At 62.6% G+C, this 25,982-nt stretch carries 19 protein-coding genes; 6 read left to right on the forward strand and 13 right to left on the reverse strand.

Annotated elements, in window-relative coordinates; genetic code table 11:
- Positions 1-20: 20 nt before the first annotated feature.
- Together pth (M3G14_RS06915) and M3G14_RS06920 are read left to right on the forward strand one after the other, a co-directional pair.
- The gene (gene pth / locus M3G14_RS06915; RefSeq protein WP_259925761.1) at positions 21-578 is read left to right on the forward strand and encodes an aminoacyl-tRNA hydrolase; all 558 of its coding nucleotides are present in this window, start codon (positions 21-23) and stop codon (positions 576-578) included.
- Between the two features lie 9 nt (positions 579-587).
- Positions 588-1,415, forward strand: a complete 828-nt coding sequence (locus M3G14_RS06920) for a fumarylacetoacetate hydrolase family protein (RefSeq protein ID WP_259925763.1) — start codon at positions 588-590, stop codon at positions 1,413-1,415.
- On the opposite strand, the gene M3G14_RS06925 is transcribed toward M3G14_RS06920, so the two are convergent.
- Entirely contained in the window at positions 1,400-2,305 is a 906-nt protein-coding gene (locus M3G14_RS06925) for a nitronate monooxygenase (RefSeq protein ID WP_259925764.1), read from the reverse strand. The two genes, M3G14_RS06920 and M3G14_RS06925, sit on opposite strands and share 16 nt — an antisense overlap.
- Before the next feature lie 4 nt (positions 2,306-2,309).
- Here M3G14_RS06925 and pth (M3G14_RS06930) point away from each other — a divergent pair, with 4 nt between their 5' ends.
- Positions 2,310-2,894, forward strand: coding sequence for an aminoacyl-tRNA hydrolase (gene pth, locus M3G14_RS06930; protein ID WP_396122209.1), 585 nt, complete (start codon positions 2,310-2,312; stop codon positions 2,892-2,894).
- Here the strand turns inward: pth (M3G14_RS06930) and M3G14_RS06935 are convergent.
- Genes M3G14_RS06935 through M3G14_RS06945 form a run of 3 tightly spaced genes read right to left on the reverse strand, consistent with a single transcriptional unit; the run spans position 2,891 to position 5,447 of the window.
- A complete protein-coding gene (locus M3G14_RS06935) occupies positions 2,891-3,418 on the reverse strand; it encodes an NADPH-dependent FMN reductase (RefSeq protein WP_259925767.1) in 528 nt (175 codons plus the stop codon). The genes pth (M3G14_RS06930) and M3G14_RS06935 overlap by 4 nt on opposite strands.
- A 54-nt stretch (positions 3,419-3,472) precedes the next feature.
- On the reverse strand, positions 3,473-4,153 hold the full coding sequence (locus tag M3G14_RS06940) for a TrkA family potassium uptake protein (protein ID WP_259925768.1): 681 nt from the start codon (positions 4,151-4,153) through the stop codon (positions 3,473-3,475).
- Positions 4,146-5,447 carry a TrkH family potassium uptake protein gene (locus M3G14_RS06945; RefSeq protein WP_259925769.1) on the reverse strand — a complete coding sequence of 434 codons (1,302 nt, stop codon included), beginning with the start codon at positions 5,445-5,447 and terminating at the stop codon, positions 4,146-4,148. Before M3G14_RS06945 ends, M3G14_RS06940 begins: the two co-directional genes overlap by 8 nt.
- Before the next feature lie 47 nt (positions 5,448-5,494).
- On the opposite strand from M3G14_RS06945, the gene M3G14_RS06950 reads away from it, so the two are divergent.
- The gene (locus tag M3G14_RS06950) at positions 5,495-7,084 is read left to right on the forward strand and encodes a peptide chain release factor 3 (RefSeq protein ID WP_259925770.1); all 1,590 of its coding nucleotides are present in this window, start codon (positions 5,495-5,497) and stop codon (positions 7,082-7,084) included.
- On the opposite strand, the gene M3G14_RS06955 is transcribed toward M3G14_RS06950, so the two are convergent.
- From M3G14_RS06955 to M3G14_RS06965, 3 genes are all read right to left on the reverse strand, one after another.
- A complete protein-coding gene (locus M3G14_RS06955) occupies positions 7,071-7,955 on the reverse strand; it encodes a patatin family protein (RefSeq protein ID WP_259925771.1) in 885 nt (294 codons plus the stop codon). The two genes, M3G14_RS06950 and M3G14_RS06955, sit on opposite strands and share 14 nt — an antisense overlap.
- A 337-nt stretch (positions 7,956-8,292) precedes the next feature.
- The gene (locus tag M3G14_RS06960; protein ID WP_259925772.1) at positions 8,293-9,171 is read right to left on the reverse strand and encodes a patatin family protein; all 879 of its coding nucleotides are present in this window, start codon (positions 9,169-9,171) and stop codon (positions 8,293-8,295) included.
- Between the two features lie 4 nt (positions 9,172-9,175).
- Complete coding sequence (locus tag M3G14_RS06965; protein ID WP_259925773.1) at positions 9,176-10,324, reverse strand: YihY/virulence factor BrkB family protein; 1,149 nt, start codon at positions 10,322-10,324, stop codon at positions 9,176-9,178.
- A gap of 163 nt (positions 10,325-10,487) precedes the next feature.
- On the opposite strand from M3G14_RS06965, the gene M3G14_RS06970 reads away from it, so the two are divergent.
- Both M3G14_RS06970 and M3G14_RS06975 read left to right on the forward strand, forming a co-directional pair.
- The gene (locus tag M3G14_RS06970; RefSeq protein ID WP_259925774.1) at positions 10,488-11,984 is read left to right on the forward strand and encodes an HNH endonuclease signature motif containing protein; all 1,497 of its coding nucleotides are present in this window, start codon (positions 10,488-10,490) and stop codon (positions 11,982-11,984) included.
- Between the two features lie 9 nt (positions 11,985-11,993).
- The gene (locus M3G14_RS06975; protein WP_259925775.1) at positions 11,994-12,392 is read left to right on the forward strand and encodes a hypothetical protein; all 399 of its coding nucleotides are present in this window, start codon (positions 11,994-11,996) and stop codon (positions 12,390-12,392) included.
- Between the two features lies 1 nt (position 12,393).
- Here the strand turns inward: M3G14_RS06975 and M3G14_RS06980 are convergent, their stop codons facing one another.
- The 6 genes from M3G14_RS06980 to M3G14_RS07005 form a co-directional block, all read right to left on the reverse strand.
- Entirely contained in the window at positions 12,394-13,908 is a 1,515-nt protein-coding gene (locus tag M3G14_RS06980; RefSeq protein ID WP_259925776.1) for an anion permease, read from the reverse strand.
- Between the two features lie 78 nt (positions 13,909-13,986).
- A complete protein-coding gene (locus tag M3G14_RS06985) occupies positions 13,987-16,239 on the reverse strand; it encodes a hypothetical protein (protein ID WP_259925777.1) in 2,253 nt (750 codons plus the stop codon).
- A 5-nt stretch (positions 16,240-16,244) separates the two neighbouring features.
- Positions 16,245-17,780 (reverse strand): Rib/alpha-like domain-containing protein, encoded by a 1,536-nt coding sequence (locus M3G14_RS06990; protein ID WP_259925778.1) that lies wholly within the window; start codon positions 17,778-17,780, stop codon positions 16,245-16,247.
- A gap of 38 nt (positions 17,781-17,818) precedes the next feature.
- Positions 17,819-19,903, reverse strand: a complete 2,085-nt coding sequence (locus M3G14_RS06995) for a zinc-dependent metalloprotease (protein ID WP_259925779.1) — start codon at positions 19,901-19,903, stop codon at positions 17,819-17,821.
- A gap of 459 nt (positions 19,904-20,362) precedes the next feature.
- On the reverse strand, positions 20,363-22,684 hold the full coding sequence (locus tag M3G14_RS07000; protein WP_259925780.1) for a hypothetical protein: 2,322 nt from the start codon (positions 22,682-22,684) through the stop codon (positions 20,363-20,365).
- Between the two features lie 13 nt (positions 22,685-22,697).
- Positions 22,698-25,967, reverse strand: a complete 3,270-nt coding sequence (locus M3G14_RS07005; RefSeq protein ID WP_259925781.1) for a Rib/alpha-like domain-containing protein — start codon at positions 25,965-25,967, stop codon at positions 22,698-22,700.
- Positions 25,968-25,982 lie beyond the last annotated feature (15 nt).

Raw genomic sequence — 25,982 nt, forward strand, 5'->3', positions numbered from 1 at the left:
CGTTTCTTTATGCTTGGGGTGTGTCTTCCTCCCCTATTTTAGTTGTTGGCCTGGGCAACCCAGGCCCGAAATATGCAGGTACCCGCCACAATGCGGGCATCGCGCTTATCGACGAGCTGTGCTCCCGCGCCACGCCCATGCCCGCACAGCTTGCGGCACACAAGCGCACGAATACGGAGGTCGCCGAGCTCGCCGCCGGCCGGCTCCTGCGCAACCGACAAGTGATCCTGGCGCGCACCCGCGCCTACATGAACCTCTCCGGCGGTCCCGTCAAAGCCCTTGCCGACTATTTCCGCGTGCACACAGAGGACGTGTTCGTCGCCTATGACGAACTCGACCTGGACCTGGGGCAGGTCAAGCTACGCAAGGGTGGTGGCGACCACGGGCACAACGGCCTGAAATCAGTCACAAAGTCCCTGGGCGGCAAGCCCTACCACAAACTGGCGATTGGGATCGGGCGCCCGCCGGGAAGAATGGCCCCTGCCGACTACGTGCTCAAGCCCTTTTCTGCCAAAGAACAGATCGATCTCGCAATCGCCGCCGCCGATGCCGCAGACCTGTGGCTCGAATCCGTATAAATTAGGGGCATGCGTCTAGTCACACTGCGAGTCCCCGACCACGATCTCACCGTCGCCGCGCGCGTGGAATCCGACACCACCGCTGTCACGTTCCCGGGCTACCCGGACGTCGGTGCCCTCCTGAAGGCCGGCGACAGCTCGGCGTGGCAGGAAGGCGAGCGAGTCGAGTTCACCCTGGAGCAGCTAGCCCCCGTGATCCCGCGGCCGGGCAAGATCATTTGCGTTGGCCTCAACTACGCCAAGCACATCGAGGAAATGGGACATGAGCGCCCCGACGTCCCCACCCTGTTCATCAAGTTCCCCGAGGCACTCATCGGCCCCTACGACGACACTGAAGTGCCGAGCTTCAACGCCGACACGCTCGATTTCGAGGGCGAGCTCGCCGTGGTGGTTGGGAAATATGCCCGCCACGTCAAAGAGGCTGAGGCATCCGCACATATCGCCGGATATTCACTCATCAACGACTACACCCAGCGCCACATCCAAAAGCGCACCAAACAGTGGCACCAGGGAAAATCCCTCGAAAAGACTGCTGGGTTCGGCCCCTGGCTGGACACCGAGTGGGCACCCGGCCCCCTGCTCACCACCACCGTCAACGGCGAGATCATGCAACAGGCCCCCACCGACGACCTGGTGTTCTCGCCGGCGAAGCTCATCGAGTTCATCTCGCATCTCTACCCGCTTGAGCCCGGTGACGTGATTGCCACCGGCACCCCGGCGGGCGTGGGGCATGCGAGAAACCCGCAGCGCTACCTCGCCGACGGTGACACCGTACGAGTGGAGATCGAGGGCCTCGGCGCGATCGAGAACACCACCCGCGTCTACCCGGCCAAGTAGGCTTCGATCTCCTTCGCCGGGGCTTCCATGAGCTCGCCGCGATCCTTGCCCACCAGGCAGTAGTCCGCGTCGGGCGTCATCGGACGCAGGTAGGGGTAGATCGGCGGCATGTCACGGTAGCGCTGGGTTAGCTCGTTCTCTATCCCGCGCGCAGGCCGCCCGGAAAAAGCCCGACTCACCACGGTGCGTCGATCAGTGCGCAGCAATTCCCGGTTGCGCGGGCTCGTGCCTGCCTCATCAGCTAAGAGGAACGCCGTGCCACAAGCAACAGCATCAGCCCCCAAACCAAGGAGCCGCTCCACGTCCTCCGGCCCACGCACCCCGCCCGCGGCAATGAATGGCACGCCCAGCTCTGCGACCTCCTCCACGATGGTGTCCAGATACAGCGTGTCCGGCACCTCTTCCGGCGACCAGGTGCTGCGGTGCCCGCCGGCCTCCAGCCCCTGCACGATCAGGCCGTCGGCGTTCCACAGATCGCCCATCGCCTCCCGCGCGTCCTCGATGCGAGTCACCGTCACCCAGACTTCCGAACCCACCGAGTGCAGCCGCTCGACGTGCTCCGGGTGAAGTGGCCCGAAGGTCGTGCTCACGATCGGTGGTGCCGTTTCAACTACGAGCTCGAACTTCTCCTCGAAACCGCTGGTGACATCGGCCTGTGGGACCTTTGCGCCGAGCTCGGCGGCGACCATCTCGACGTCGATAAGCGAGGGCTCCGGCTGCGGCATGAAGAGGTTGACACCAAAAGGCGGCTCGCACTGCCTCAGCCACGTGCGGGCGTGGTCGACGGTGCAGGTGCCCAGCGCCAAGAAGCCGAAGGTCACGGCGTTGACCAGCGCTGGTGTGGTTGGGCCTCCGGCCATTGGTGCGGCGACGATGCGTGGAAGTTCCATGGTTATGCTTGTCCTCGTGTTCGATTTTCTCAAGCGTTTCCGCTCTCCGTCTCCCGCGACCGAGTGGCTCGTGGTTGGTTTGGGCAACCCTGGCCCCGAGTACGAGACCACCAAGCACAACGTCGGTGCCCTCGCTGTCGACCAGTCTGCCAAAAACTTAGCCCCGGTGCGGGGCGTCAAGGCGACGGTGCAGCATATTGGCGACGTCGCGTGGGTGCGGCCCACCACGTTCATGAATCTTTCCGGCGAGGCTGTCGGCCCCCTCGCACAGCAGCTCGGGGTCGCGCCGGAGTGCATCGTAGTGATCCACGACGAGCTCGATCTTCCCGCTGGCACAGTGCGCATTAAGCTCGGCGGGAACGAAAACGGGCATAACGGGCTCAAGTCCATCTCCGAGCACCTGGGCACCCGCGATTACGTGCGCGTGCGCGTCGGGATCGGCCGTCCGCCGAAGGGAGTCCCTGTCCCCGATTGGGTGCTTGGCCCCCTAGGCGGCAAAGAGGCGATCGAGACCGCCGCCGAGGCGGCCCGCCTCGTGTGCTCGCGGGGTATAAGTTCAGCCCAAAACGAGATCCACGCGAGGAGTTAGGCCAGCGCCTGCTCGATGTCGCCGAGCACCGTGGTCAAGTCCTTGTTTTTCTGGCTGCGCGGGGTTGGGAAGTCGTCGAAAAGCGAAAGGGCGACCTGGTTGCGCACGCCGAACATGGAGAAGTTGGCGACGATCTGCCGCCAGTGCTCCACTGCGCGCACGGCCCCGTCAGCGCCGTAACCGACGAAGGCCACGGGCTTGCCGGCCCACTCCCCGCCCAGGGAATCAAACGCATTCTTCATCGGCCCCGGCACCGAGTGGTTGTATTCCGGGGTGACGAAGATGAAGCCGTCGCAGGCGTCCACTGCAGCCGACCATGCGGTCGTGGCCTCGTCAGCGTACTGCTTGTTTGCCGCCCCGGGAACTGTTTCCGCCTCCAGCAGCGGGACACGGAACTCTGCGAGATCGAGCAGTGTGTACTCGTAGCCCTCGCGGCCTGCTGCGTTGTCCATGACCCACTTGGCCACGGATTCACCTGCGCGTCCCTTGCGGATGGAACCGAGGATGACACCGATCTTCATCATTGTTCTCCTTCACCAGACATTTGTTGACGTGTCTACATTGGGTGCAAGCCCAGTCTAACACCGTGAGAACTTTTCCAGGTCTGCCGGGCTGCCCGCGGCGACGATGAGATCGGAGCGGCTGAGCTCGACGCCGGCAGCAAGTGGAACCCACTGCCCTTCTGCCTTCCGCACCGAAACCAGTTGGACGTGGAAGGCTCTCCACACCTGGGCGGGATCGAGGGGCTTTCCCACCACTGCAGCCGGCGGGCACAGCTTCGTTACGCCGTAGTTCTCCGCAATCTCCGCGAAATCCTGGAAGTACCCGCTTAACAGGTGCGCCACGCGCCGGCCAGTGTCGCGTTCCGGGCGCACCACATGGTGCACACCGATCTGGGCGAGGATGCGTGCATGCGCCTCCGAGTCCGCCTTCGCCCAAATGTCCTTGACCCCCATCTCGACCAGGTTGGAGGCGGTCAGGATCGACTCCTCCAAGTGCGAGCCGATCGCCACGACGACGCGTTCGACTTCCTCGATACCTAACTGCCTGAGGGCCTCCGGGTCGGTGGTATCGGCGATGAGTGTTTCGGTCAGCGCGGAAGCCTGCTCGCGAACCTCCTTTTCTCCGATGTCGATGCCGAGGACCTCGACGCCGTTGTCCATCAGTTCGCGAGCCAGCGCAGTGCCAAACCTTCCAAGACCGATCACCGCGACAGGGGGAATATCGATGAGTGCGCGGTTGCGCAGAAATTTAGCCAATGAAGGGCCTTTCTTCGGGGTAGCTGAAGCGCCGGTCGACTGTCCGCGCCGCCAACGCCGCCACCAGCGTGGTTGGGCCGACTCGGCCCAGGTACATGATCAGGCAGAGCACGACTTTCGACGTTGCCGAAAGCTCCGCGGTAATACCCGTGGACAGCCCAGAGGTAGCAAAGGCGGAGATAACTTCGAAGGTCACCTGGTCCGCCGTAAACTGCGGGTCAAAAATGCGCAACGTCGCCACACCCACGACAACCACCGCCACGCCGGCCGCGCTCAACGCGAGCGCCTGCCGGGTCACCGTGTGCGGCACGCTGCGGTGCCCGATAGTAGTCACGGTTTGCCCACGAAACTCGGCGGCCATCGCGGCAAGCAAGACACAAAACGTGGTCACCTTGACCCCGCCCGCGGTACCTGCTGACCCTCCGCCCAAGAACATGAGCATGTCCGTGCCCATGAGCGTGATCGGGTGCGCCTGCCCATAGTCCACGGCGTTAAACCCCGCCGTGCGAGGTGAAGCTGACGCGAAGAAGGCATTCAGCAGCTTCTGCCCCAGCGGCATCGATGAGAGCACACCGTGCCATTCTGCAAGAGCGAAGAAGAGCATCCCCATCGTCAACAGCATCGCCGTGGCCCACAGCGTCATCCGCGCGGTCATAGAAACCTTGCGGCGAACCAGCTCTGCCCACACAGGAAAACCCAAACCACCGCCGATCAGCGCCGCGGCCAGCGGCAGGAGGATCCACGCGTCGGCGGAGAATGACACAAGGTTGTCACTATGCGTGGAAAAGCCCGCATTATTAAAGGCGGAGATGGCGTGAAAGACCCCCTCCCACGCCGCTTGAGGGAAGGAGTACCCGTACCCAAGCATCAGGCGCGCACCAATTGCCACTGCAATAGTGGCCTCTGCCACCGCGGTAAACGTGAAGGTAAAGATGAGGGTCCGACGAATACCCCCAGACGTAATCGGCCGCCCTTCGTAGGCTCCGGTTTTGCGCGCCTTAAAGCTGATGCGGCCGGTGAGCAAGTACCCGGACAGCGAGGCCAGCGACATAATGCCGAGCCCGCCAAGTTGAATCAGCACGAGGATAATTACTTGGCCCGCAGGGTGGAAAAACGTGGCTGTATCCTCCACGACAAGACCGGTGAGCGAGACTGCCGACGTCGCCGTGAACAGGGCAGAAAGAAACGAGGCGCCTCCCGCAAAGGGCATCATCAACAGGACGCTTCCCACAATGATGAGCAGGAGAAACCCGAAGGCAGTGAGCCGCGCGGGGCTCGCAAGCAACTGCTTCACGTTCTCGAACTATAGACCTGTTCGACCCACCGCGTAGACTTTGCGCCATGAGTTCTGTCACTTCCGAGGCCACGCGCCGCCGCACCTTTGCAGTCATCGCCCACCCTGACGCCGGTAAGTCCACGCTTACCGAGGCGCTGGCGCTGCACGCGCACATCATCTCGGAAGCCGGCGCAGTCCACGGCAAGGGCAACCGTAAGTCCACGGTCTCTGACTGGATGGACATGGAAAAGGATCGCGGCATCTCGATTGCCTCCTCGGCCCTGCAGTTCGAGTATGCGCCCGCCGGCCACGAGGGCGAGCCCTACGTGATCAACCTGGTGGATACCCCTGGCCACGCCGACTTCTCGGAGGACACCTACCGCGTCCTCTCCGCCGTCGACGCCGCGGTCATGCTTATCGACGCCGCGAAGGGCCTCGAGCCCCAAACCCTGAAGCTCTTCCGCGTCTGCAAGGCCCGCGGGCTCCCCATCGTCACCGTGGTGAACAAGTGGGACCGCGTCGGCCGCGAACCGCTCGAGCTTGTCGACGAGATCGTCAACGAGATCGACTTGCAGCCCACTCCGCTGTACTGGCCTGTCGGCGAGGCGGGCGATTTCCGCGGACTGGCCCATATCAGCGACGAGGGCGAGGCGGACACCTACGTCCACTTCATCCGCACGGCCGGCGGTTCCACCATCGCCCCGGAGGAACACTACTCGCCGGACGAAGCCTCGAGCAGGGAGGGCGAGGCATGGGACACCGCCGTCGAGGAGGTGGAGCTGCTCGCTGCCGACGGCGCGCTGCACAACCAAGAGCTGTTTGAACAGTGCGTGACCTCGCCGATCATCTTTGCCTCCGCGATGCTGAACTTCGGCGTCCACCAGATCCTGGACACGCTGTGCGCCATTGCCCCCGCGCCTCAGCCAAAGCAAGACCGAGCGATCGACGGCGAGTTTTCCGGCGTGGTCTTCAAGGTGCAGGCGGGCATGGACCGCAATCACCGCGACACCCTCGCGTTCATGCGCGTCGTCTCCGGCGAGTTCGACCGCGGCATGCAGGTCACGCACGCGCAGTCTGGGCGCACATTTTCCACGAAATACGCGCTGACCGTGTTCGGGCGCAACCGCGACACAGTGGAAACCGCCTATCCCGGCGACATTATCGGCCTGGTCAACGCCGGCTCGCTCGCCCCCGGCGACACGATCTACACGGGCAAGGCCATCCAATACCCGCCGATGCCGCAGTTCGCACCCGAACACTTCCGTACGCTGCGTGCCAAGTCCCTGGGCAAGTACAAGCAGTTCCGCAAGGCGCTCGACCAGCTGGACGCCGAGGGCGTGGTGCAAATCCTGCGCAACGATGTGCGCGGCGATGCCGCACCGATCATGGCCGCAGTCGGCCCCATGCAGTTCGAGGTCATGCAGGCCCGCATGGAGGTGGAGTACAACGTGGAAACGGTCACGGAGCCGGTCCCCTACTCCGTCGCGCGCCGTACCGATGCAGAGTCTTCAGAAGCCCTCGGCCGCCAGCGCGGAGTGGAGATTTTCACCCGCAGCGACGGTGAACTCATCGCCCTGTTCGGCGACAAGTGGAAGCTCGCCTTCGTGGAAAAGGAGCACCCCGAGCTCACCATCGAGCCGCTTATCGCCGACTAGCAGCGGGGGCGGCCAAAAACTCCGTCCACACCTCCCACTCCCGTTCGAATTGGGCCTGGCCGGCGCTGTAATTGCGCTGGAGTTTGCTCGGCCGACGTTCTATGGACTCGGCCTGCATGTTGTCCGGGAAGAAGGTCACGGCGTTACCAGCGGCCTCTTCCCGCAGGATGGCACGCTTCGAGGCGTTGTAGCGCCCGGCGCGCAGGTGCAAGGCGTTGCCAATTTCCGGGTAGCGGCGGAACATCCCACGCACTGCGCTCGGCCGCACCAGGGGTTTCTTCCAATAGTCGCGGGGGCGGGTACTCAGTAGGACGAAGCGTTGATACCCGGCCTGACGCGCGGCGTCGTAAAGCAAGCCCCCTGAGCTCCCTAACGCCCCGTCGACGAAGGGGGCACCCTCGATCATCGTGATGGGCATGACTTTCGGCACGGTGGATGACGCCCGAGCTGCGCGGGCGACAAGTGAAGAGTCTCGTAGAAAGTCCTCCCTACCCCAGCTCACCGTGGCACCGGTGTCCGCGCGCATCGCCTCCACGTGCACGTGCGTGGGCGAAGAGGCAAAGGTGGCGAAGTCGAAGGGCAAGAGCTTTTCTGCCTGCCCGTACAGGAAGTCCGAGTTGAAGTAGCCCTTGCCCTTGGCAAATTTGAGGACACCGCCGAAATGTGGGTGCGCGGCGAGCTCGGTAAACACCGCACGGGCTCGATACGTATCTGCGGACGCGTAATTCAGCGCGTGCACCGCGCCGGCCGATACGCCTCCGACCCAGCCGAACCTGACCCGCTCGATGAGCCGGACGATGGCGGGCGCGGTGTAGGAATTGCGCATCCCGCCACCCTCGATAATCAGGGCCACATCACGCGCATCGATCATGGGCCATGAGTCTAAAGCCACTTCCCCGGTTCCGCTTGGCAGACCTACCCCCAGATTCCACCTTTTGATTACCCCTCTGGCACAAAAGTAGGTGCACGTAACGACATCCTGTTGCCAAAAAGGAGACAGCTATCTAATCCCTCTACCGGGCAGCAATCACCCGGCTCGGCGTCGCCCACACCCACCTGCTGGCGCTGGAAAAGGTCTTCGCCGTCTCGCGGAACCAGAAGCTGTTCACATCATTTTTCTGGATCTACAACCTCGGCCACATCTTCATCACCATCGCGCTGGCGATCTTCGGCACCGCACTCGGCCGTTCGTTCAAGACCGTCGAGGCCTAAGTAAGGAAGTCTCGGATGGCGGGCCACTCACGTTCGAGCTGGTCCGCCCCTGCCGCGTAGTTCGCCTTCAGCCTCTCCACGCGCATTTCGGTGGATTCCACCCCCATATGTTCCGGAAAGAAGACGTAGGCGTTGCCGGCTTCTTCCTGACGCATCACCTCGGCGCGCGCCTCGTTGTAAATTGCGGGGCGCGCGACCATTGCGTCGACGACTTTGGGGGATTTGCGCAGGATGCGTCGTAAAGCGCGCTCCCGCTTCTCCGGGGGCTTGACATAGTCGCGCGGGCGAGTGAGCACGACGAGGAAGCGGGAGTACCCGGCATCCTTCGCGGCCTGAATAAGAATGCCGCCGGAGGTGCCGAGCGCCCCGTCGACGTACGGCACGCCGTCCACCTCGCGCATTTTCATCACCAGCGGCAGGGTCGATGACGTGCGCGCGGCAATGTTGATCTGCTCGATCGTGCGCAGCTTATCGCGTGTGTAGACCACGGTCTCGCCCGTATCGGCGCGGACCGCCTCGATGTGTATCTGCTCTTCCGTGTGGTGGAAGGTCTCTAGATCAAAGGGGAGCTGATTCTCGTAGCCTTCGTAGATAAACTCGCCGTTGAGCAGGCCCTTCCCGCGTACCACCGTGCGCCAACCGCCAAACTCGCGGTTACCAACAAAGTCAGTAAATGACCTTTTGGAGCGGTACGCGTCGCGCGACGCGAAGTTGAGCACGTGACTCGCACCCGCAGAAACGCCGCCCACCCAACCAAACTGCACGCGCTCTGCGATGAGCCTTTCCACCACAGGCGCCGTATAGGAGTTCCTGGTGCCGCCGCCTTCGAAGATGAGGGCGACGTCGCGGGCGTCGATTCCGGGCTCAGTTGGCATAGCTCTATCCTAAGAGGTCGAGCCGCGCACCTTTCACTTCCCGCTCCGTTTTCGCGATCCATCGCTGCACCTTCAGGCGCCACTTCGCCCCCTCGCTCGAGCGCGGACGAGCCTGAATGGTGCGCTCGGAGTCGTAACCAACCTGCAGCTCTTTCGCGCGGAGCACCTCCGCGTCAATCTTCACACCCTCGAGCAGCACGATGTTCATCACCCAAACTAGCGCCAGCACCGCCAGCACCGTGCCGAAGGCCCCGTAGGCGCTGCGCACCCCGGTCACCGAAAGGTACAGCCCGAATCCCCACCAGAGGAGGAAGCCAACGAGCAGGGCCAGCGCAGACCCCAGCGTCAGGAGCCGGAACTTGCCCGGTCGCACGTTAGGGCTGAAGTAGTACATCAGCGAAAGCAGAATCATCGCCGTCAGCGCAATGACAAAGGGCCGCAGATACACCCACACCGGCAAGAACTTCCCGGTCAGGTAGTCCAGCACCCCCTCTAACCCCAGCGGCCTCGCCACCGGCCCGAGCACCGCCTCCACGATCGACTCAGTCAGAAGCGCCCCCAGCAGCATCCCCACCGCACCGACGACCAGCACCACGGTAATCAGCCACATGCTCAGCCATGTCACCACGATGGGCCGCCCTTCGGTACGCCCGTAGACCAAGTTCGCGTTGCGCGAGAAACTTCGCACGTACGCAGAAGCCGCCAGCAGCGATACCACCAAAGAAACAATCAGGGCCACAGTGCTTTGCGACGGCGTGCCAACAATCGTTTCCAGCAAATTCATCGCCTCGCCACGTAGCGCCTCTGGCACGTACCGTTGGACTACCTCGACGAGCAGCTGATCAACTGCGTCCGGGTCGCGCGAGAGCAGGAGCGTGGCGATCGCGTACGCGGACACCACCATCGGGGCAAGCGAAAGCACCGTGTAGTAGGTCAGGGTCGCGCCCCGGTCCACCATCGCGTCGTTGGAAAAATCGGCGATAACGCGCTTGCCCACTAGCACCCACCCGGGCTTGGTGAGCCGGTTGCTTCTGTCGAGCGGATTCGGCATTGTTTCCGGCGGGGGCGGGACATCGAGCTCGCCGATGCCGTAGGGCAGCAGGAAATCGATGCGGCGCGATACGCCCTCAGGGCCCTTGTCGGCATCATCCATGCTGCAAGCGTATCGCCCCCGAGCACCAATTCCAGGGAAGTCGCGGGCAGTTCGAACAACGACTTGGAGAAAACGCCTGCAACGAATGCATTTTTAGAATGCCTGTTCGAATTTGCGCTAAATCTTCGAACCCTTGTCCGACATGCTTTGTAGAGTGCGGTGCATGAAAACTTTTGACCCAGACCGCACCAAAGACCCATATTTTCGAATCGACAGACCAGGCGATGCCAACTGCATGCTCGGGCGCGCCTTGAGGGAAGCCGAGCATGCATTATTCAGCCCCTTCAGCAAGGACGACGCGTGCATCGAAGACTTTGACCTCTCCGTCGACCGCATAGCGCAGCAAACTGGGCACGCGAAAACCGTGATTCGCAGCGGGATCCTGGCTTATAACCGGCTCACCGATCTACCCCGTCTTCGAGATCTCCAGGATGCCCACATGCGGCTCTCGCTCGGCCACCTGCGCGCCATTCATCGCAAGATCGACGAACTCGGGACAGAGGTAGACACCGGCCTGCTCGCGGACATCGACACCTACCTTGCCAAACTCTTTACCCCGACTAAGCAGAATCAGCCTTTCCCCGACCCCGCAGCGGTGACACGCAAGCTGCGCGAGGAGATCCGCCGCATCGACCCAGGGCTGAGCTACCTTCCACGCCGCCGTCGGCAGCGTGAGGCGCAACGAGAAAACACCGCAGAGTTTACGCACGAATCCTTCGGTGGCCGGCGTAAGGGCGTCCTCTTCCTCACCACTGACACGACGACGTTGTCCTCTGTGCGCGCCTTTGTGGAGGCAACAGCACGAGAGCACAGTCTCAGCCTGCACGACGCAGTCGTTGGGCTACTCAGCGGGACCCACGTTCCGGCCGCAAAGGCCAGCATTCAGGTCTACACACCCAAAGGCCGCAAAGCCGGCGAGCCCGTATTCATCCCCGGCTTTGGGTGGACGGACCCAGAGGCCACGGTTGCGTTCGACGAGATCTGCGATGCGGTCCCGCCCCACACCGTCGACTTGGACCAAGCGAAGGAAGCAAAAACCGACAGCTACGTTCCTACGGCGGCGATGCGCGCCGCTGCAGAAGCGCGAGATGGCACCTGCATCTACCCGGGATGCAACCGGCCCGCGCAGAGCTGCCAGCTGGATCACCGAATCCCCTTCGACGAGGGCGGCGAGACATGCGTGGACAACCTCCACTGCCTGTGCCAAAAGCATCACAACGTAAAAACCGATAAGCGGGCGTTTTATGTCCCCGACCCGGACACCGGCGACATTATCTGGCTCTACGACGACGGGCACTACGAAATCACTGAACCGGAAGGCATCCTCACGCACCAACTCGGCGCTCCACACCCGCGGTGGATGTCTTCTCTGGAGGCAGTCAAGCGTAATCGGGCCAAGACGGCGGAATTCAACGCCCGCGGGCATACGATCATGGACCAATACGACCGTGACGGCGACGTAGTGAGCTGCGAACTCGCACTCGCAGAGTTGGAAGAAGCCTTCGGCATGCGTTTCCAGTTCCACCCGGACCCTGAAACCATGGTGCCGCAGCAAGCCCCGGACGATCAGGAACCCCCGTTCCCTGACTACGAGTTCGAAAACAACCCGGATAACTACTGCATCGACGACGCAAATCTTCCCCTGCCGGCGGCCGGATAGACTTTCACCATGGCTTTTCTTGAACGCATCCGCGCCCTGTTTGCGGGAGACAACGAGGCCCCGCTCGTCGAGTACCCCGAAGAGTTCGAGCGCGTGGAAGTCCCCCGCCTCCACGTGCACACTGCGAACCTGTCGCCGGACACCGACGAGGTGCTGGTCATCATCACCACTACCCCTGCCCTGCTCAGCGTGCTCAAGCAGACACCTGAACCGGTGCAGGCGGTGTGTGTGGGGGCTCGCCCGGTGACGTTCGTGCCCGTCGAGAAGCGGGCGAACCCTTTGCTCGACCCGAAGCTTGGGTGGCTGATCCCGGTCACTGAGGCGACTCGTCGTGAAATTGCGACAACACCGGAGGGGCCCGGGGCGCACGAATTTTCCTCGCTTCACCTCGGGTTGGTGTTGGAATGAGCTACACCAGACCGATCCACTGCCAGTAGGTCGCGGAAAGGAGCAAGATCAGCAGGTATCCGACGATGGTCAGCGGAATGCCTGCCTTGAGGAACTGGCGTGTGCTAAACGCACCGGTGCCGTACGCCAGCATGTTTTGCGGCGCGGAGATGGGCAACAGGAACCCGAAGCAGATGACAAACTGCTGGATGACCACGAAGCCGATGCCGCCGTTAGGCACGTCCAACGTCGCGGCGAGCGCGATGAACACCGGAATCAGCGCGGAAGCGAGCGACGTCGCCGAAGCAAAGCCCAGGTGGATGATGATGTTAAACAGCGACACGATGGCGATGGTCGCCAAAATTGGCATGGAAGCGATACCCAGCGCACCGAAAGTCCGCTCGGACAGCCAGGTTGCCGCGCCCGTTTCCAGGAGGAAAGACCCCAGGGAAATACCCACGGCAAAGACGATGAGCGTGCCCCAATTGATGTGGTCCTGCGCATATTTGAAATCCATGACGCCGATGCCCGGCAGCAACATGATCGCGATCGCGGCGAGCGTGATCGTCGAGGAGTTGATCGGGTGAAGGAAGCCCTCCGTCGCCCAGAACAGCAGGAGGACCACGGCAATCGCGGTGAGGCGCTTTTCCGCGCCCGTCATCGGCCCCATCTCAGCCAGCTGCTTCTCGACGAGCGCGCGACCACCCTCGATGTGATCGACTTCGGGCTTAATCGCCGCGCGCATGATGAAGTACAACGCGATCGACATCAGCACGGACCACGGCGCTGCCCACATGAACCATTGGCCCCAGGACACTGTCTGCTCCATCTGGTCTTCGATAAACCCGATGGCCACCAGGTTCTGCGCCGCTGCGGTCTTGATGCCCACGTTCCAAATCGAGACGGCCTGTACAGCGGTGATGACAAGGAGCGCCGAAAGCTTCGAGTCCACGGCGAGCCCAAAGGCGGCGACCATACCCAAAAGAATCGGCACGACGGCACCCGCGCGGGCGGTGGCCGAGGGAACGAAGAAGGCGAGGATGATGGAAATGATGATCGCGCCAGCAACGATGCGCGACGTCTTCTCCCCCGCCACCTTGAGCACGTAGAGTGCAATCCTTCGGTGCAGCCCTGTCGCCTGCATGGCGGTGGCCAGCGCGAGCGCCGCGGCCACAAGCGCCACTGCGCCGCTCGAGAACCCGGAAAGCGCCATGCTCAGCGCCGGCCCGGTGCCGAAAACCTCGCCGGGGGCTTCCGGGTCCGGGGACAGCCCGACCAACAGCGCGATCAAGGAGATGATGAGCACCGAGCTCACCGGGTAGCTCACAGCCTCGGTCACCCACATAATGACGGCGAACGCCAGCATGCCCAGCGCAATTTGCCCCTGCCACTCGATCCCATCAATGGGGATGAGCAGCACCGCGGCCAGCGCCACAAAGGCAAGGAAGAACGAGATGATCTTGCCCTTGCTTCTCGACGCCTCCTTGTCCCCTTGTTCCTGCTCCTGCGACGCAGGTGCTGTGGCTGCCGATGTCACGGGCGACCTCCCTTTCTCCAATTAGTGTTACCACACCAAGTTTATCGGGAGGCCCCTTGACCGGGCAAAAGGAATTTCCTACATCGGGAAGATGCCGGAGGCCCACGCCGCGCCTGCAAGCAGCGCGACAATCCCGCCGATTGCGCCGAGCACGGCCAAGATAATGGTCGAGTTCGCGGGCCGGTTCTTCGATGTCTGGGGGGACGCGTCCTGTTCGCTTTCCCCGAGTTCTGCGCCCAGCTTCGTCTTCGCGAGTTCCTTGACCTCCGCCGAGGCGTTCGGGTCGGAGAGGATCTGCTCGCGGACACGCGTTGCTTCCGACTTGGAGTAGTCCAGCAGAGACAGATCGTAGTGCTCAGTGAACACTTCGTCGCCGTCGGCGTTGTGGACGCGGACCTCCAACGGCATGGTTGCGCCCTTTAGGCCCGCGACGCCGGTGATCGGAATATCGAACTTCACAGAAGGGTCCGCAGATAGCTGGCCCGGCACGCGGATCCGTTCGGAATACTCGCCGCCTGGGTAGGTGACGGAGAGGTCAAAGTCGTGCAGGTCCAGGCCCAGGTTGCGCAACTCGGCCGTGACGGTGTTGTCGTTGCGGGTGGTGATGATGGAGTTGACTTCGGCGTCGATAAGCCGAAAGCCCGCTTGCCCATCATTGTCCTCCGCGGCGGCCAACTCCAGCTCGCGGGCGGTGACGTCCTTGTGGCTGGAAACTGTGTCATCCGTGCCCGCAGTTGCCTTCACCCTGCCGATGAACTTGCCGCCAAGGTCAAGGTGCTCCCAGTCAGGGGCGACAGCATAGGAGCCGGTGTAGCAGGAGTACTCGCCGCAGACGCTGCTTTCGCGGCTGCCCTTGGAGGTCTCGGTGCTGTAGTCGAACTTGGAGAACTGGTAGAGGTAGTTCATCGCCGACGAGTAGTTCTTCAGCAGGTCCTCGGTCTCCACGCGCGTGGGCGAAAGTACGGAGCCCGTGTGCGTGAGGCCAAGGTTGTGGCCGAACTCGTGCAGGATCGTGTTGCGTAGTTGGTCCTGGCCGGTGAGGTAGTCGTGTTTCGCCACGTAGAAGACGGAATCGCTGACCAGTCCCATGCCGGTGGAATAGTCGTTGGCTTCCAGGCGGTCGCCAATCATGCCGACTCGGAACACCGACGAGCGCGAGCCCAGGAGGCGGTCGCGGTCGGCCGCGAGTTGGGCGTTGTGGTTGTCGCCTTTGAAGTAGAACTCTTGAAAGTCTTCGGTCGCGCCGCCGTAGCGAGTGCCGTAGTTCGGGATGTTGGTGTACATCTCGCCTGCGTCGATGTGCAGGTTGATGCCTCTGCTATCGAAGAGCTCGACGAGCTGGATCAGCGCGGCCCGAGAGGGGCGGTAGACGTTTGCGTTCGCGGCTGCGCACTCGGCGAAGTCTTGAAACCCTTCAGCATCTGCACCGTAACGCTGATCGCGGTCACACCCCAGCGTTTCCCACTGCGACTTCGACCAGTTCAACTGCAGGAATAGATCGGGTCGCTCCGGGTCAGCGCCCCACAGCTGGAGGGGGAACTGGTCGCCGTCGGCGGTAGTAAACCCTTCGCGTTCCCATGCGTCCGGAAGGCCGTCGCGGTCGGAATCCACTGCGGACTCCTGGGTGGTGACTTCCATCTCCATCGTGGCTGTGAGCGAACCTTGTGCAGCTACTGTCTCCTTCCACGAGCCACGCTGGTAGGACGCCCCTTCCCCGACGTGGCCAACCTTGCCCGCAGCAGTGGTCTGTTCCTGGACGTTGTCGACGCCGGAGGCAGCGGGGTTGTGGTAGCGCAGCGTCGTTTCGTAGCCGCCTTCGGCCGGGGCGAGGACAAACGCGCCGTCGTGAAAGCGCGCCTGCTGCTCCTCGTAGTCCATCAGGCGCGAATTCATGTCGACGGCAAACTCGCGTGCTTCATCAGCCAGGTTCTCCAAGGTGACATCGACCGTGATCTTGGTCTTCTCCACCGTAAACACGCGGGTGACCCGCACGTTTCGCGCATTGTCCTCGTGCGTCAAGGTGATCACGTCCGCGCCGCCGCGCGTGTGCTTTTCCACTGCGGTATCGCTGGGGAGGTAGCGCACCTTCACCCCATCTGCCTGCATCGCCATGTCGAAGCTGCCAGACATCAGACCGGCAACCGAGTACGGGTGCTCAAACGTGAATGTGGTGGCGCGCCCCTTCGACACGTCGACGACGGCAAACCCTTCCTCGTCGCCGCTCGGCGTCATGTGCACGCCAAAGGGCATGTCCTTGACCGCTGCGAAAGTCGGTACTGGCGTCATCAGCATTGTTGCTGTGAGCGCGGCAGCGCCGACACGCCTGCTCATGTGTTTCACTTTCCACCGCCTAACTGGCTCAAGGCCCACTGGGCACCGGCGCCTATCGCCGCCATCGCCACCATCACCAGCGGAATCCACCACGCATCCCGCACGCTCGAGGTAGCAACCTCGTCCTGCGGCGTATCCGCGGTGAGCCGGACCTTCTTGTCTTGCCCATCGACGCGCAGTGTGACCTCGTAGTCCGCGCCCCGCATCGCATCCTCGGGAACGGTGGCCGACACCTTGCCGGTGGCCTTATCAACGTCGAGGCGAACCCCTCCGTTGTCGATGATCTCGACGTCGGACTCGGCCGCGTCGAAAATCTCCATTTCCTTCCCTGGCGGAAGCACTTGCGCTGTGCGTTCTTGGGGCTGAGCGGAAGGCGCGGCAAGCTTCAGCGGCACCTTCACTCGCGACTGGGAGCCGTCCGCGTAGCTCACGCGTACCTTCAACACACCCTCCTGCGCGCTTTGGCTCGGAGTCGCGGAGATCCTTCCGGTGGCCGGGTCAATCGAGATCCGCCAACCGGAAAGCTCCGGGTTATCGGCACGCAGCCACCAGTACTCCGCGTCCTTTGGCATCGTTTGCTCACCGGTCTGCTCCACCTCAGCGCGCTCGCCTGGGGCAGCCGTCACCGGCCCCCAGCCCGGGGTGTAGCGTTTCGCAGCAGGCAGGGCGGTGATGTGGAACGCCGCCTTCGCGGTCGTTGTCTCGCCGTTGGGCAGCGTGCCAACCACCGGTACCTCGATGGTCTCGCCCACCCGCGCGTCCACGCCGGCGGTATCCAGCGTGACTCGGCCGGTACGCGCATCCACTTGCGCGTTGGTGGCATCCGTAGAAAACACCACCCCGGAAGGGACCGGCTGGCTGGGAAAGTCTCTCCCCTGGTGCGAGATGGTCGCCATCGGTGCAGCGCTTGTCGCCTTGCGGCCCTGCTCCACGGAGGTCACGGGGTACTGCAGCGCCCGCAGCGTTTCCGGGCCCGTCACCTTCACGTTCACCGTGCTGACCTGGCCGGCGGACGTACGCACAGCGACTTCGTAGTCCCCCGGTGCCGTGCTCGCTGGCGGCATGGCCTCGATCGTGCCGTCGTCAAAGACCTCCACCCATTGCGGGCCAGCCTTCTGCTCAACGGTCACACCACTCGCGTCCCCCTCGATCTGTGGGTGGATCGCAGACCTGCCGCCCGCAACGACGGTGAAATCTGACCAGGTGAAGTCCACCTCGCGCTCGGGACCAGTAAACCTTGTCGTCGTGTCCTGCGGCCGGTTCAGTTCCACGGTCCCGATGACTGGCTCACTACCTTCGGTAATCACGCGGTACGTGTACGTGCCGCGCGGCACGTCGAAGGCGACTCGCCCCGCATAGTCGGTGACCCCGCTCAGCTTCACATTTGGGTCGTCGTTGTTTACCACCTCGACTACCGCAGCTTCGATGGGGTCGCCTGCTTTCTGCACGTTGAGCGTGAACTCCACGGTCTCTTGCGCCACAGCGACTGGGGCGACAGCGACGGCAGCGGCCACCGTCAGTGCCGCGAGAGGGTTCGGCATCCAATGCATTGCAAAGCCCCTTTGTAGTGAGAAATGTCTTATATGAGGTTATTGGTCCAGGCGTACGCCGCCCCGCCGATGAGTGCGAGGAGCAGCACGATCGGCACCGCGATCGCCGCGCTCGAGCTTGACTTTTCGCTCTGCTTGGGCTGGTCCTTCGGCGTCGGCGTGGGCGTTGCTTCTCGACGCTCCGCTCCCTGCATCGCCGTCGTCGTCGCGGGCGCTTCACCGGCGCGCACCGGGATAACGAGGCGATCCTCGAAGGCCGTTCCCCCATGCACCGTGCTGACCCGCACATCCAGCGGCATGTTGCCCGCTGCCGTCGGAGTCACAGGCACGCGAATCGTCGTGGTGTTATTACCTGTCCGCACGCCACCGAGCACGACCTGGGTGGTGGTTTCTCCTGCGACCACGTTGAAGCGGCCAATATCCAGACCCGGGTTGCTCAGCTCCAGGGTGACCTCTCCCGCTTCACCAGCGGTCAGCTCGCCCTCATCGACGACGTCGACGTCAACGTGGCCGTTCTCGCTTTCCGCCAGAGCCATCTGCGCATCACGCTGTTCCAGGGCGCGGGCATCTACCTGCTCTGCCTTCGCGCCGGCCGTGCCCACAGGCTGGCCGAGGCGCGCGGAGTTGAACGCAATGTTGTCCCAATCTGCCGGGACGCGGTAGTCCCCCGTGTAGCAGTCCACGCCAGCGCGGTTGCACTCTACAGGCAGTGGTCCGCCCGACACTGACTCCTCGTCCGAGTAGTCGAAGTAGCTGAACTGGTAGAGGTAGTTCATGACCGACTTGTAGTTCGGCAGGTAGTCCACATCAGGCACCTGACCGGCCGCTGCTGCCGCACCATTATGGTTCAAGCCCAGGTTGTGCCCCAACTCGTGCATGATCGTATTGCGCAACTGGCTCTCTTTTGTCACGCGCTCGTGCTTGGCCACATAGAAGCCATTATCCCCCAGCAGAGAAACGCCGACGGAGTAGTTACCGGGGTTCATCATGCCGCCCACGACACCAGAGTGGAATACGGCGGAGCGCTGCCCCAGCAAGCGGTTGACGTTGTTGACCATGCGCAAACCCGGGATGGTGGATTTGAAGTAGTACTCCTCGTAGTCCTCGGTTTCGCCACCGTGGCGCGCGCCGTAGTTCGGAATGTTGGAGTAGTACTCACCCGCATCGATGTGGAGTGCGATGCCGTGCTCGCCAAAACGCTCAACAAGCTCATCAAAGCTCTTGCGCGCGGGGCGATAGCTGGTGGTCTTTGCCTCTAAGCACTCAGCGTGCTCGGGGCGGGAAAAGCAGTCGAGGGTCTCGTACTCGGAACGCATCCAATTCATCTGCAGGAAGATGTCGGGGCGGTGCGGGTCTGCACCCCACTCGTGAAGTGGCAAGCGCGTGCCGTCGGCAAGCGTGACCCCCTGTTCCTCCCACAGGTCCGGAAGGCCATCGCGATCGCTGTCGATTGCGGACTCCTGGGTCTCAAACGTAAACGTCGCGCTTGCGGTAAGCGTCTCGCCAGCCTCTACCTGCGCTAACCAGCGTCCGCGTTGGAATTGCGCGTTCCCCGCGGCGATACTACCGAGCTCACGGGAGGCAGTCGTACCATTGAAGGTCGGCGCGACGCCCGAGAAGTGTGCGCCCGGGAATGCAATGACGGTGTCGTAGCCGCCGTACTCAGGGACAACGCTGAAGCGGCCGTCGGCAAAAGTACCAGCGAGCGCCCGGTCCGTGTTGATGGAGTTGGTCAGGTCGACCTGGAGGTAGCGCTCTTCTGCGCCCATGTTCGTGACGGTGACCTGGACGTCAACGACGTTACCGCGCGTGTGGATCTCCCTCTTCACGCGCACCTGGCGCTCGGCGTCTTCGTACTCGACGGCATTGTCCTCGACAACAGCGTTTGCAGGGGCCATACTGCGGGCCCCTTCGACCATGATGTCGGTGTACAGCGTGCTGCAGAGCTTCCCAGCAACCGAATCCTCATCCTTGTAGGTCAACTGGGCCAAACGGGAGGCATCCAGCTCAACCTTGGAGGTCGGGACGGCCGCATGCGCAACGACTGGCTGCCCACCGAGCACCAACGCAACCCCCATCGCAGCCGCGGTGCACGCCCTTGCCAGCCTCTTCATGCGGCACGTCCTTCCTTGTACGAAAAACTATGCACGGCCCGCTTACCCCGCACCTCAAGTTTTATGCACTTTTAATGCAGGGAGGGCCGCGCTTACTGGAACTTAAAGTTACCGGAAACGCCACAATAAACAATGTGTTGAACAATAAATGGCCCGGTCGTCGACAGTGGTATACCAACTTTTCATGGCAATGATTTTCCACTTTCGTTGCATAATATTCACCCGCTGCGGCATTATCCAGCTAGAGGCACGTTGATGCCTCACATATTTGGGCGTGATTTTCCCAGAAAGCTCGCCCCCACCAGCCAGGCGAGGCTAAACGCACACTCAGGTTACAGTCCGGGCACCACAGCAGTGTTATGCAGCCCAACACAGTAATGTGACACACACTAAAGAGAGACCTCTTCACACCTCACGGGCCGCGCGGAAAATACGCCTTTTTATGATTTTGCTCACACCCTAGATAAGGCCCTGGCTCATCGCCCACCCCAGGCCAGCAGCGCCGACACCACCAAGCGCAAGCAGCACAGCAATCACAATTGCCACACTGGAGGGCCCCTCAGCAGGCTTCTCCTTCTGCGTGCCGTCCGCGCCCCGTTTGGTGTGTTGGTTAGTGGGCTTCGCCGCCGCGGGATCCTCGATCCCGTCCAGCTTCGACTTTGCAAGACGCTTAACCTCAAGGCTCGCGTCGGAGGCGAGCACCTCGTCGAGCACCCGGCGCGCCTCTTCCGCAGTGTAGTCCAGCACGGAGACCTCGTAGCGCTCCGCGAAGACGCGCTCGCCGCTGTGGTTGGTGATCTGGATGTGCACCGGCATCACTGGGCCGGTCAGGCTCGCCGCGTTCTTGATTGGGATGCGGATCTCACTCTCATCGCCGGCTTTCCCGATTGCCGGCAACTCGACGACCTGGCTGTGGCGCTGCCCGCCCGGGTACGTTGCTTCTACGGTAAAACGCTCCACGTCCGCGCCCAGGTTGCTGATCGTGCCCCGCAGCGCGTTGTCGGAACGCGAAGTCACGATGCCGTTGACACCATCGCGGGTGGTGTCCATGTAGAACCCGGCGCGGCCCGAGTTTTCCGCGGCCGCGTTGGCAGCTAGCCTCCGCGGGTCCTTCTCATGATGCTCGTCTTCGTCAATCTCGCCGCTGCCGGTGGTCAGGTCGCCCTTGCCCACGTTGAAGCCGGGCAGGTCGAGGTTCGCCCAGTCGGCGGGAATGACCACGTCGTGCTCGCCGCACTCGCCGGACTGCAGGCAGCCATTCACCCTGGTTTTGGTGTCCTCACCCGCGTAGTCAAAGAGCTTGCCGAACTGGTATTGGTAGTTCATCACCGACTTGTAGTCCGGCAGCGAGAGATCCCCGCGCAGGGGGTTCTCCGGGACCAGCGGACCCGAGTGCCCCAGCCCGAGAGTGTGGCCGAACTCGTGGAAGATCGTGTTGCGCAACTGCTCCTGCGTGGTCATATCCTTGTGGTTCGACACGTAGAAGGCCGAATCGCTCACCAGTGCCACGCCGGAGGAGCGGTTATTCGCCGCCATGCGGTCACCGATGATGCCGAGGCGGAAGACGGATTTGCGGTCGCCGAGGAGGCGGTCGCGCTCCTCGATGAGCCTTTCACCCTGTGTCTTTGCGTCAAAGTAGTACTTCTCAAATGGCTCGGTCTTGCCACCGCGCGGTGTATCAAAGCCCACGAGCGACTCGGACTGGTAGGAGTCGCCGGCGTCGATATGCAGCGCAATGCCCCTCTTTTCAAACACTCCCTCAAGCTCCCGCAGCGTGGCAGTGGTGGGACGGTACGAGTTCACATTCGCAGTGGCGCAGCCCGCAAACTGAGCAAACTCAGGCGCAGTCGGCGCGAAAGCGTGCTGACGGGAGCACTGCATCGTCTCCCACTCGGCCTCCATCCAGTTCAACTGCAAGAACAGGTCCGGGCGTTTGGGGTCGGCTCCCCAACGGTGAATAGGCAGCTCGGTGCCGTCCGGCAGGCGCACTCCCTTGACTTCCCACTCGTCGCGCAGCCCGTCACCGTCGGTATCAATCGCGGAGTCCTGCGCAGCCGCCGCGATGTCTACCCCACCTTCAAGGACGTCGCCCGGGGCGAGGGTGTTTTCCCAACGCGCCATCTGGAAGCGCGGGGTATCGCCGCCCAGCACCCCGGTTTTGCCCACCTCGATCTCCCCGCGCATGTCCTTCATGGAGGCAGAGCTCGCAGGATCAGCAAACGCAACCGTCGTTTCGTAGCCCTCGGATTCCGCGGCCACCTCAAAGGCCCCGCTTGCATTTACCTGTGCATGCATCCCACCCGGGTTGACGAACTCATTTGCCAGGTCGATCGTGATGTCGGCCGGCGCGTCGCTCACGTTGCGCACCTGCACGGTGGCGCGCACGGTGCCATCCTTAATCCGGAACGTGCGCGTGACCTCAAGCTGGGTGCGCGGGTCGGTGAACTTGAACTCCACCACGTCCGCGCCATCTTCGGTGTGCGTGCTTGTATCTGCACCCCAAAACGGCGGCAGGCGGTATCCTCCGGTGCGGATCACGGTGTGCAAATTGAACTCGTGCACACCCACGGCCGCGGCCGGGTGGACGAACGTAAAGCGGGAGCGGGAGTCCTTGCGCAACTCTGCGTCGATCCGCTCCCCCGTTGGCCGCGAAGTCTCGCCGGTCACGCTCACCGTGATCTCGGACTGCGTGGTAGAAGCGCCTGCTGGCGGGGCAGCCACAGCGCCGAATGCGAGCGACGCACAGGTGGCAATGGCAACGGTTTTCAGTGAGAAATGCATCTTCTTCTACCTTTTAAATCCGGATACCGTACTGGGACAGCAGTTGGCGGATGTGGTCTTGGTTGACAATGGCAGCATAGCTTGCGCCGCCGAGCGCGGCGAGCAGTCCGAGCACAATGGGCAGCCACGTCGCGCTCGATGAAGTCTTCGGCGCAGGTGCCGGCCTCGCAGCGTCTTTCGCGTAAAGGGTTACCCGCTGCGTGCGCTGCGAGCCGTCCGGGTACGTCACCACGCGCGGCACCTCAATTGAGGCGTGCTCAGCGACGCTCGAATCCACGCGCGCGGTTATTTCACCGGTGACGGCGTTGATATTGATGCTCCAACCCGGGGCGGAAAAGTCCCCAGCCAGCCCGTAGGTTGTTCCCTTCGGTGCCATTGGTGCGGTGGCTGTCTCCTGCTCACGCGCCTGCGAGTTTGTCAGCACGGTGACGGGCATGAGCGTCACCGACCCATCCGGGTACTGCACCCGAATCTGCACCGTGTACGAGGCGTCGACCGGGGCGTTGTCGGGGATTTCCACACGCACTTTGCCCGTGTGCTTATCGACGCTCACCCGCAGACCAGCATCATCAGCCAGCGTGAATTCGGTGCCAGCAGGCACCTTTCCTGTTGGGGTAGACATTGCTGTCTTGCCCACCTTGACCACGGAGACCGGGAACTTAGGTGCATCGCGCTTCGCCGGTGCCTGTGCCGCAGCTACCCCCACGTACGCCTCGATAGTCTGCGTGGAGCCATCGGGATAGCGTGCCTCGACCGGCACCACCACGGGCTTGGCCGTCCCGGTCGGCGCGGTCATCCGCAGAGTACCTGTCGTCGCGTCCACCGACGCCGACCAGGCCTGGAGGTCTCCTGGGAGCAGCGCAAACTCCGTGTGCGCTGGCAGAGAGGTGGGGTTGGCGATTTTCAACTCTGTACTTTGCCCCGGGCCAACAAGTACCCCCATCTCATAGCGCGGCGCGGTGACCTGCGACATGGACGCCGCGGCGACCTCAAAGGGCACACGTACTGTCTGCGTGGAATCATCCGGAAAGGTCACGAAGACATCGACCGGGAGGATTTCGCCGATCTTCGCACCGCGCGGTGCGCTGAACGTCACCCTGCCGTCCACATCAGCAGTGGCATTGGAGGTACCTTCAACCTTGAACTTCGTGCCTGCGGGAAGCGGCTGCCAATCGTAGGCACCACGACGCGCAATCGGTGCCGCGCTCACGGCGCTTCCACCCGCCCGCACGATACGCGGCGCGTAGGACACCTTGTACAACGAAGCCAAGGAGGCAGGCTTTGTCACCGTCACCGCAACGGTGCCCGTCCCTGCGGTGGAGTTAGGTACCTCAATGAGGTACTCGCCTGGGGTCACAACCTCGGGCGGCGCGATCACCACCGTGCCTGCCGCGTCAACGGTGGCCCAATCGGCGCCGTTGATCGTGAATCCGGAGCGCTGCACCACCGGCTGGCCGAAGGTAATCCCTGCAGCCACTTTTTCCTTCGGTCGTGTTTTCACGACACCGCCCGGAGCCACAGTCACGGCATCCCATGTGAAGTACACCGCCGGTTTCGGGGTTGGCTTCGGTGCTGGTGTGGGTGTTGGTTTTGTCGTTGCAGTTTTCGTGGGTTTTGGCTTTGGTGTTGATGCTGAAGTTGGAGTCGGTGTGGAAGTGTGTGACGGCTTTGGCGTTGGTGCTGTCCTAGAAGTTGGGGTGGGGGTTGGCTCCACGGTGAGGACGGGAACAAGGTCAAGCTTCCTGTGTACCTCGGTGAGCTGGCCCATGCGGATCGAAAACTCGGCTTCATCTGGGAGGTGGCCATCGGCCTCGAAACGCACCGTGTACTCCCCCTCCTGTAGTTCCTGTGGGGTGAAGACACCATTGGCGTCCGCAACAAGGCGTATGTCTCCCGGGGTGATGTGCGCCTTCGCGTGGGGCAGGGACTCACCGCCCTCCCCCACAACGCGGAATCGCACACTGCCCTTGCGTTCCTTCGCGTTCAGGGGCATGTCAACGGTGGTCTCCTCGCCGGAGCGGACCACAACGCCCTGCCGTAACGCAGCCTGAGTCAGTTTGGTTTCCGCAAAGGTAATTTCGATAACACCAGGCAGCAGATTCTCCAGTGTGTAAAAGCCGTGCTGATCGGTAGTGGCAGTGCATTCTTCTCCGCCATCGACGATCACGCAAACCCCCGCGACTGGTTCACCCGACTCGTCGACCACCTGGCCGGCGACCGAGCCGAACTGAGGGAGCACATTGACGTCCTCCAACTCGTTGACCGCCCGCTCATGGATCTCAACGGTCTTTTCATCGCCGCGGGTGTCGTGTTTTTCCGACGCCGCAACCTTCAGCGTCGCACTACCCGCCGGAACGCCGGTGAGCGTGTATTTTCCCTCGTCGTTGGTGATCGCATTGCGCTCCCCGACGGACACTTCGACGCCTTCGAGCGGCTGATTGTCCCGGTCAATCACGCGACCCGTCGCGGTAATTGGGATCAGATCCTTCTCTGGGACTGCAACCTCGCCTTTGGCTTCAACAGTAAACGGCTCAGGCGCAAGGTAGCCCGGCACAGTGCCGAGTTTGAGGGAGTACATGCCTGGTTTGACGTTGCTGAAGCTGTAGGTGCCGTCCTTGTCTGTCTTCGTGGTGTCGGTGACGGTGCCGGCACCGTCGAGAAGCGAGACCTCGAGCCCCTCCGGGAATTTCCCGCTTTCTCGATCGACGGCGACGTTGCCGCTTAAAGTTGCGAGCTTTGGGTTGATCGGGTCAATGAAACCTCTTCCGCCTGCGCTTTGCGACGAACCAGATCCACGCACCGGAAGCGTGCCCGCCCCACCCTTCTTGTCCACAATCAGCGTTTGGCCGTCTTTGAGCGTCACATCCTTCTCAAAGGTAAAGTCCATCCAGCGCGTGCCCGTATCGTCGATATGGCCGTAGCCCGTCACTTCCCCGAAATCCTCGACCTCAGTTGTGCCGTGGGTAAGCTTGACCGCGTACGTATCCTCGGCCGGGAAGTTCTTCCCGTCACCACCGATGACATAGAAGTAGAGTCGCACGGAGCGGAAAGTTTTCGGCTCGTAGTCGCCGTCGGCAAGCCGGAAGATAGCGCGCCAATCCGTCGCGATGGACTCCTTTACACCTGTAGAGACGGTGAGGCTGAAGTCGCCGTCGTTCACGTCAAACTTTTCGGCAGCGTGGGCGACAGTCAGGGGTATGGCGGGCACCGCAGTGACTCCGGAAGCAGCACAGGCTGCGACCGCAGCAATGGCAATAGAACGGCCCCAGAAACCACGCACCATGCAAACTCCCAGACT

Source organism: Corynebacterium sp. p3-SID1056 (assembly GCF_025152525.1).
Taxonomy (GTDB): Bacteria; Actinomycetota; Actinomycetes; order Mycobacteriales; family Mycobacteriaceae; genus Corynebacterium.

Coding starts and splice junctions, on each gene's coding strand:
- M3G14_RS06920 (WP_259925763.1), top strand. CDS start 588: ATGCGTCTAGTCACACTGCGAGTCCCCGACCACGATCTCACCGTCGCC.
- M3G14_RS06925 (WP_259925764.1), bottom strand. CDS start 2,305: ATGGAACTTCCACGCATCGTCGCCGCACCAATGGCCGGAGGCCCAACC.
- pth (WP_396122209.1), top strand. CDS start 2,310: ATGCTTGTCCTCGTGTTCGATTTTCTCAAGCGTTTCCGCTCTCCGTCT.
- M3G14_RS06935 (WP_259925767.1), bottom strand. CDS start 3,418: ATGATGAAGATCGGTGTCATCCTCGGTTCCATCCGCAAGGGACGCGCA.
- M3G14_RS06950 (WP_259925770.1), top strand. CDS start 5,495: ATGAGTTCTGTCACTTCCGAGGCCACGCGCCGCCGCACCTTTGCAGTC.
- M3G14_RS06955 (WP_259925771.1), bottom strand. CDS start 7,955: ATGATCGATGCGCGTGATGTGGCCCTGATTATCGAGGGTGGCGGGATG.
- M3G14_RS06960 (WP_259925772.1), bottom strand. CDS start 9,171: ATGCCAACTGAGCCCGGAATCGACGCCCGCGACGTCGCCCTCATCTTC.
- M3G14_RS06965 (WP_259925773.1), bottom strand. CDS start 10,324: ATGGATGATGCCGACAAGGGCCCTGAGGGCGTATCGCGCCGCATCGAT.
- M3G14_RS06970 (WP_259925774.1), top strand. CDS start 10,488: ATGAAAACTTTTGACCCAGACCGCACCAAAGACCCATATTTTCGAATC.
- M3G14_RS06975 (WP_259925775.1), top strand. CDS start 11,994: ATGGCTTTTCTTGAACGCATCCGCGCCCTGTTTGCGGGAGACAACGAG.
- M3G14_RS06985 (WP_259925777.1), bottom strand. CDS start 16,239: ATGAGCAGGCGTGTCGGCGCTGCCGCGCTCACAGCAACAATGCTGATG.
- M3G14_RS06990 (WP_259925778.1), bottom strand. CDS start 17,780: ATGCCGAACCCTCTCGCGGCACTGACGGTGGCCGCTGCCGTCGCTGTC.
- M3G14_RS06995 (WP_259925779.1), bottom strand. CDS start 19,903: ATGAAGAGGCTGGCAAGGGCGTGCACCGCGGCTGCGATGGGGGTTGCG.
- M3G14_RS07000 (WP_259925780.1), bottom strand. CDS start 22,684: ATGCATTTCTCACTGAAAACCGTTGCCATTGCCACCTGTGCGTCGCTC.
- M3G14_RS07005 (WP_259925781.1), bottom strand. CDS start 25,967: ATGGTGCGTGGTTTCTGGGGCCGTTCTATTGCCATTGCTGCGGTCGCA.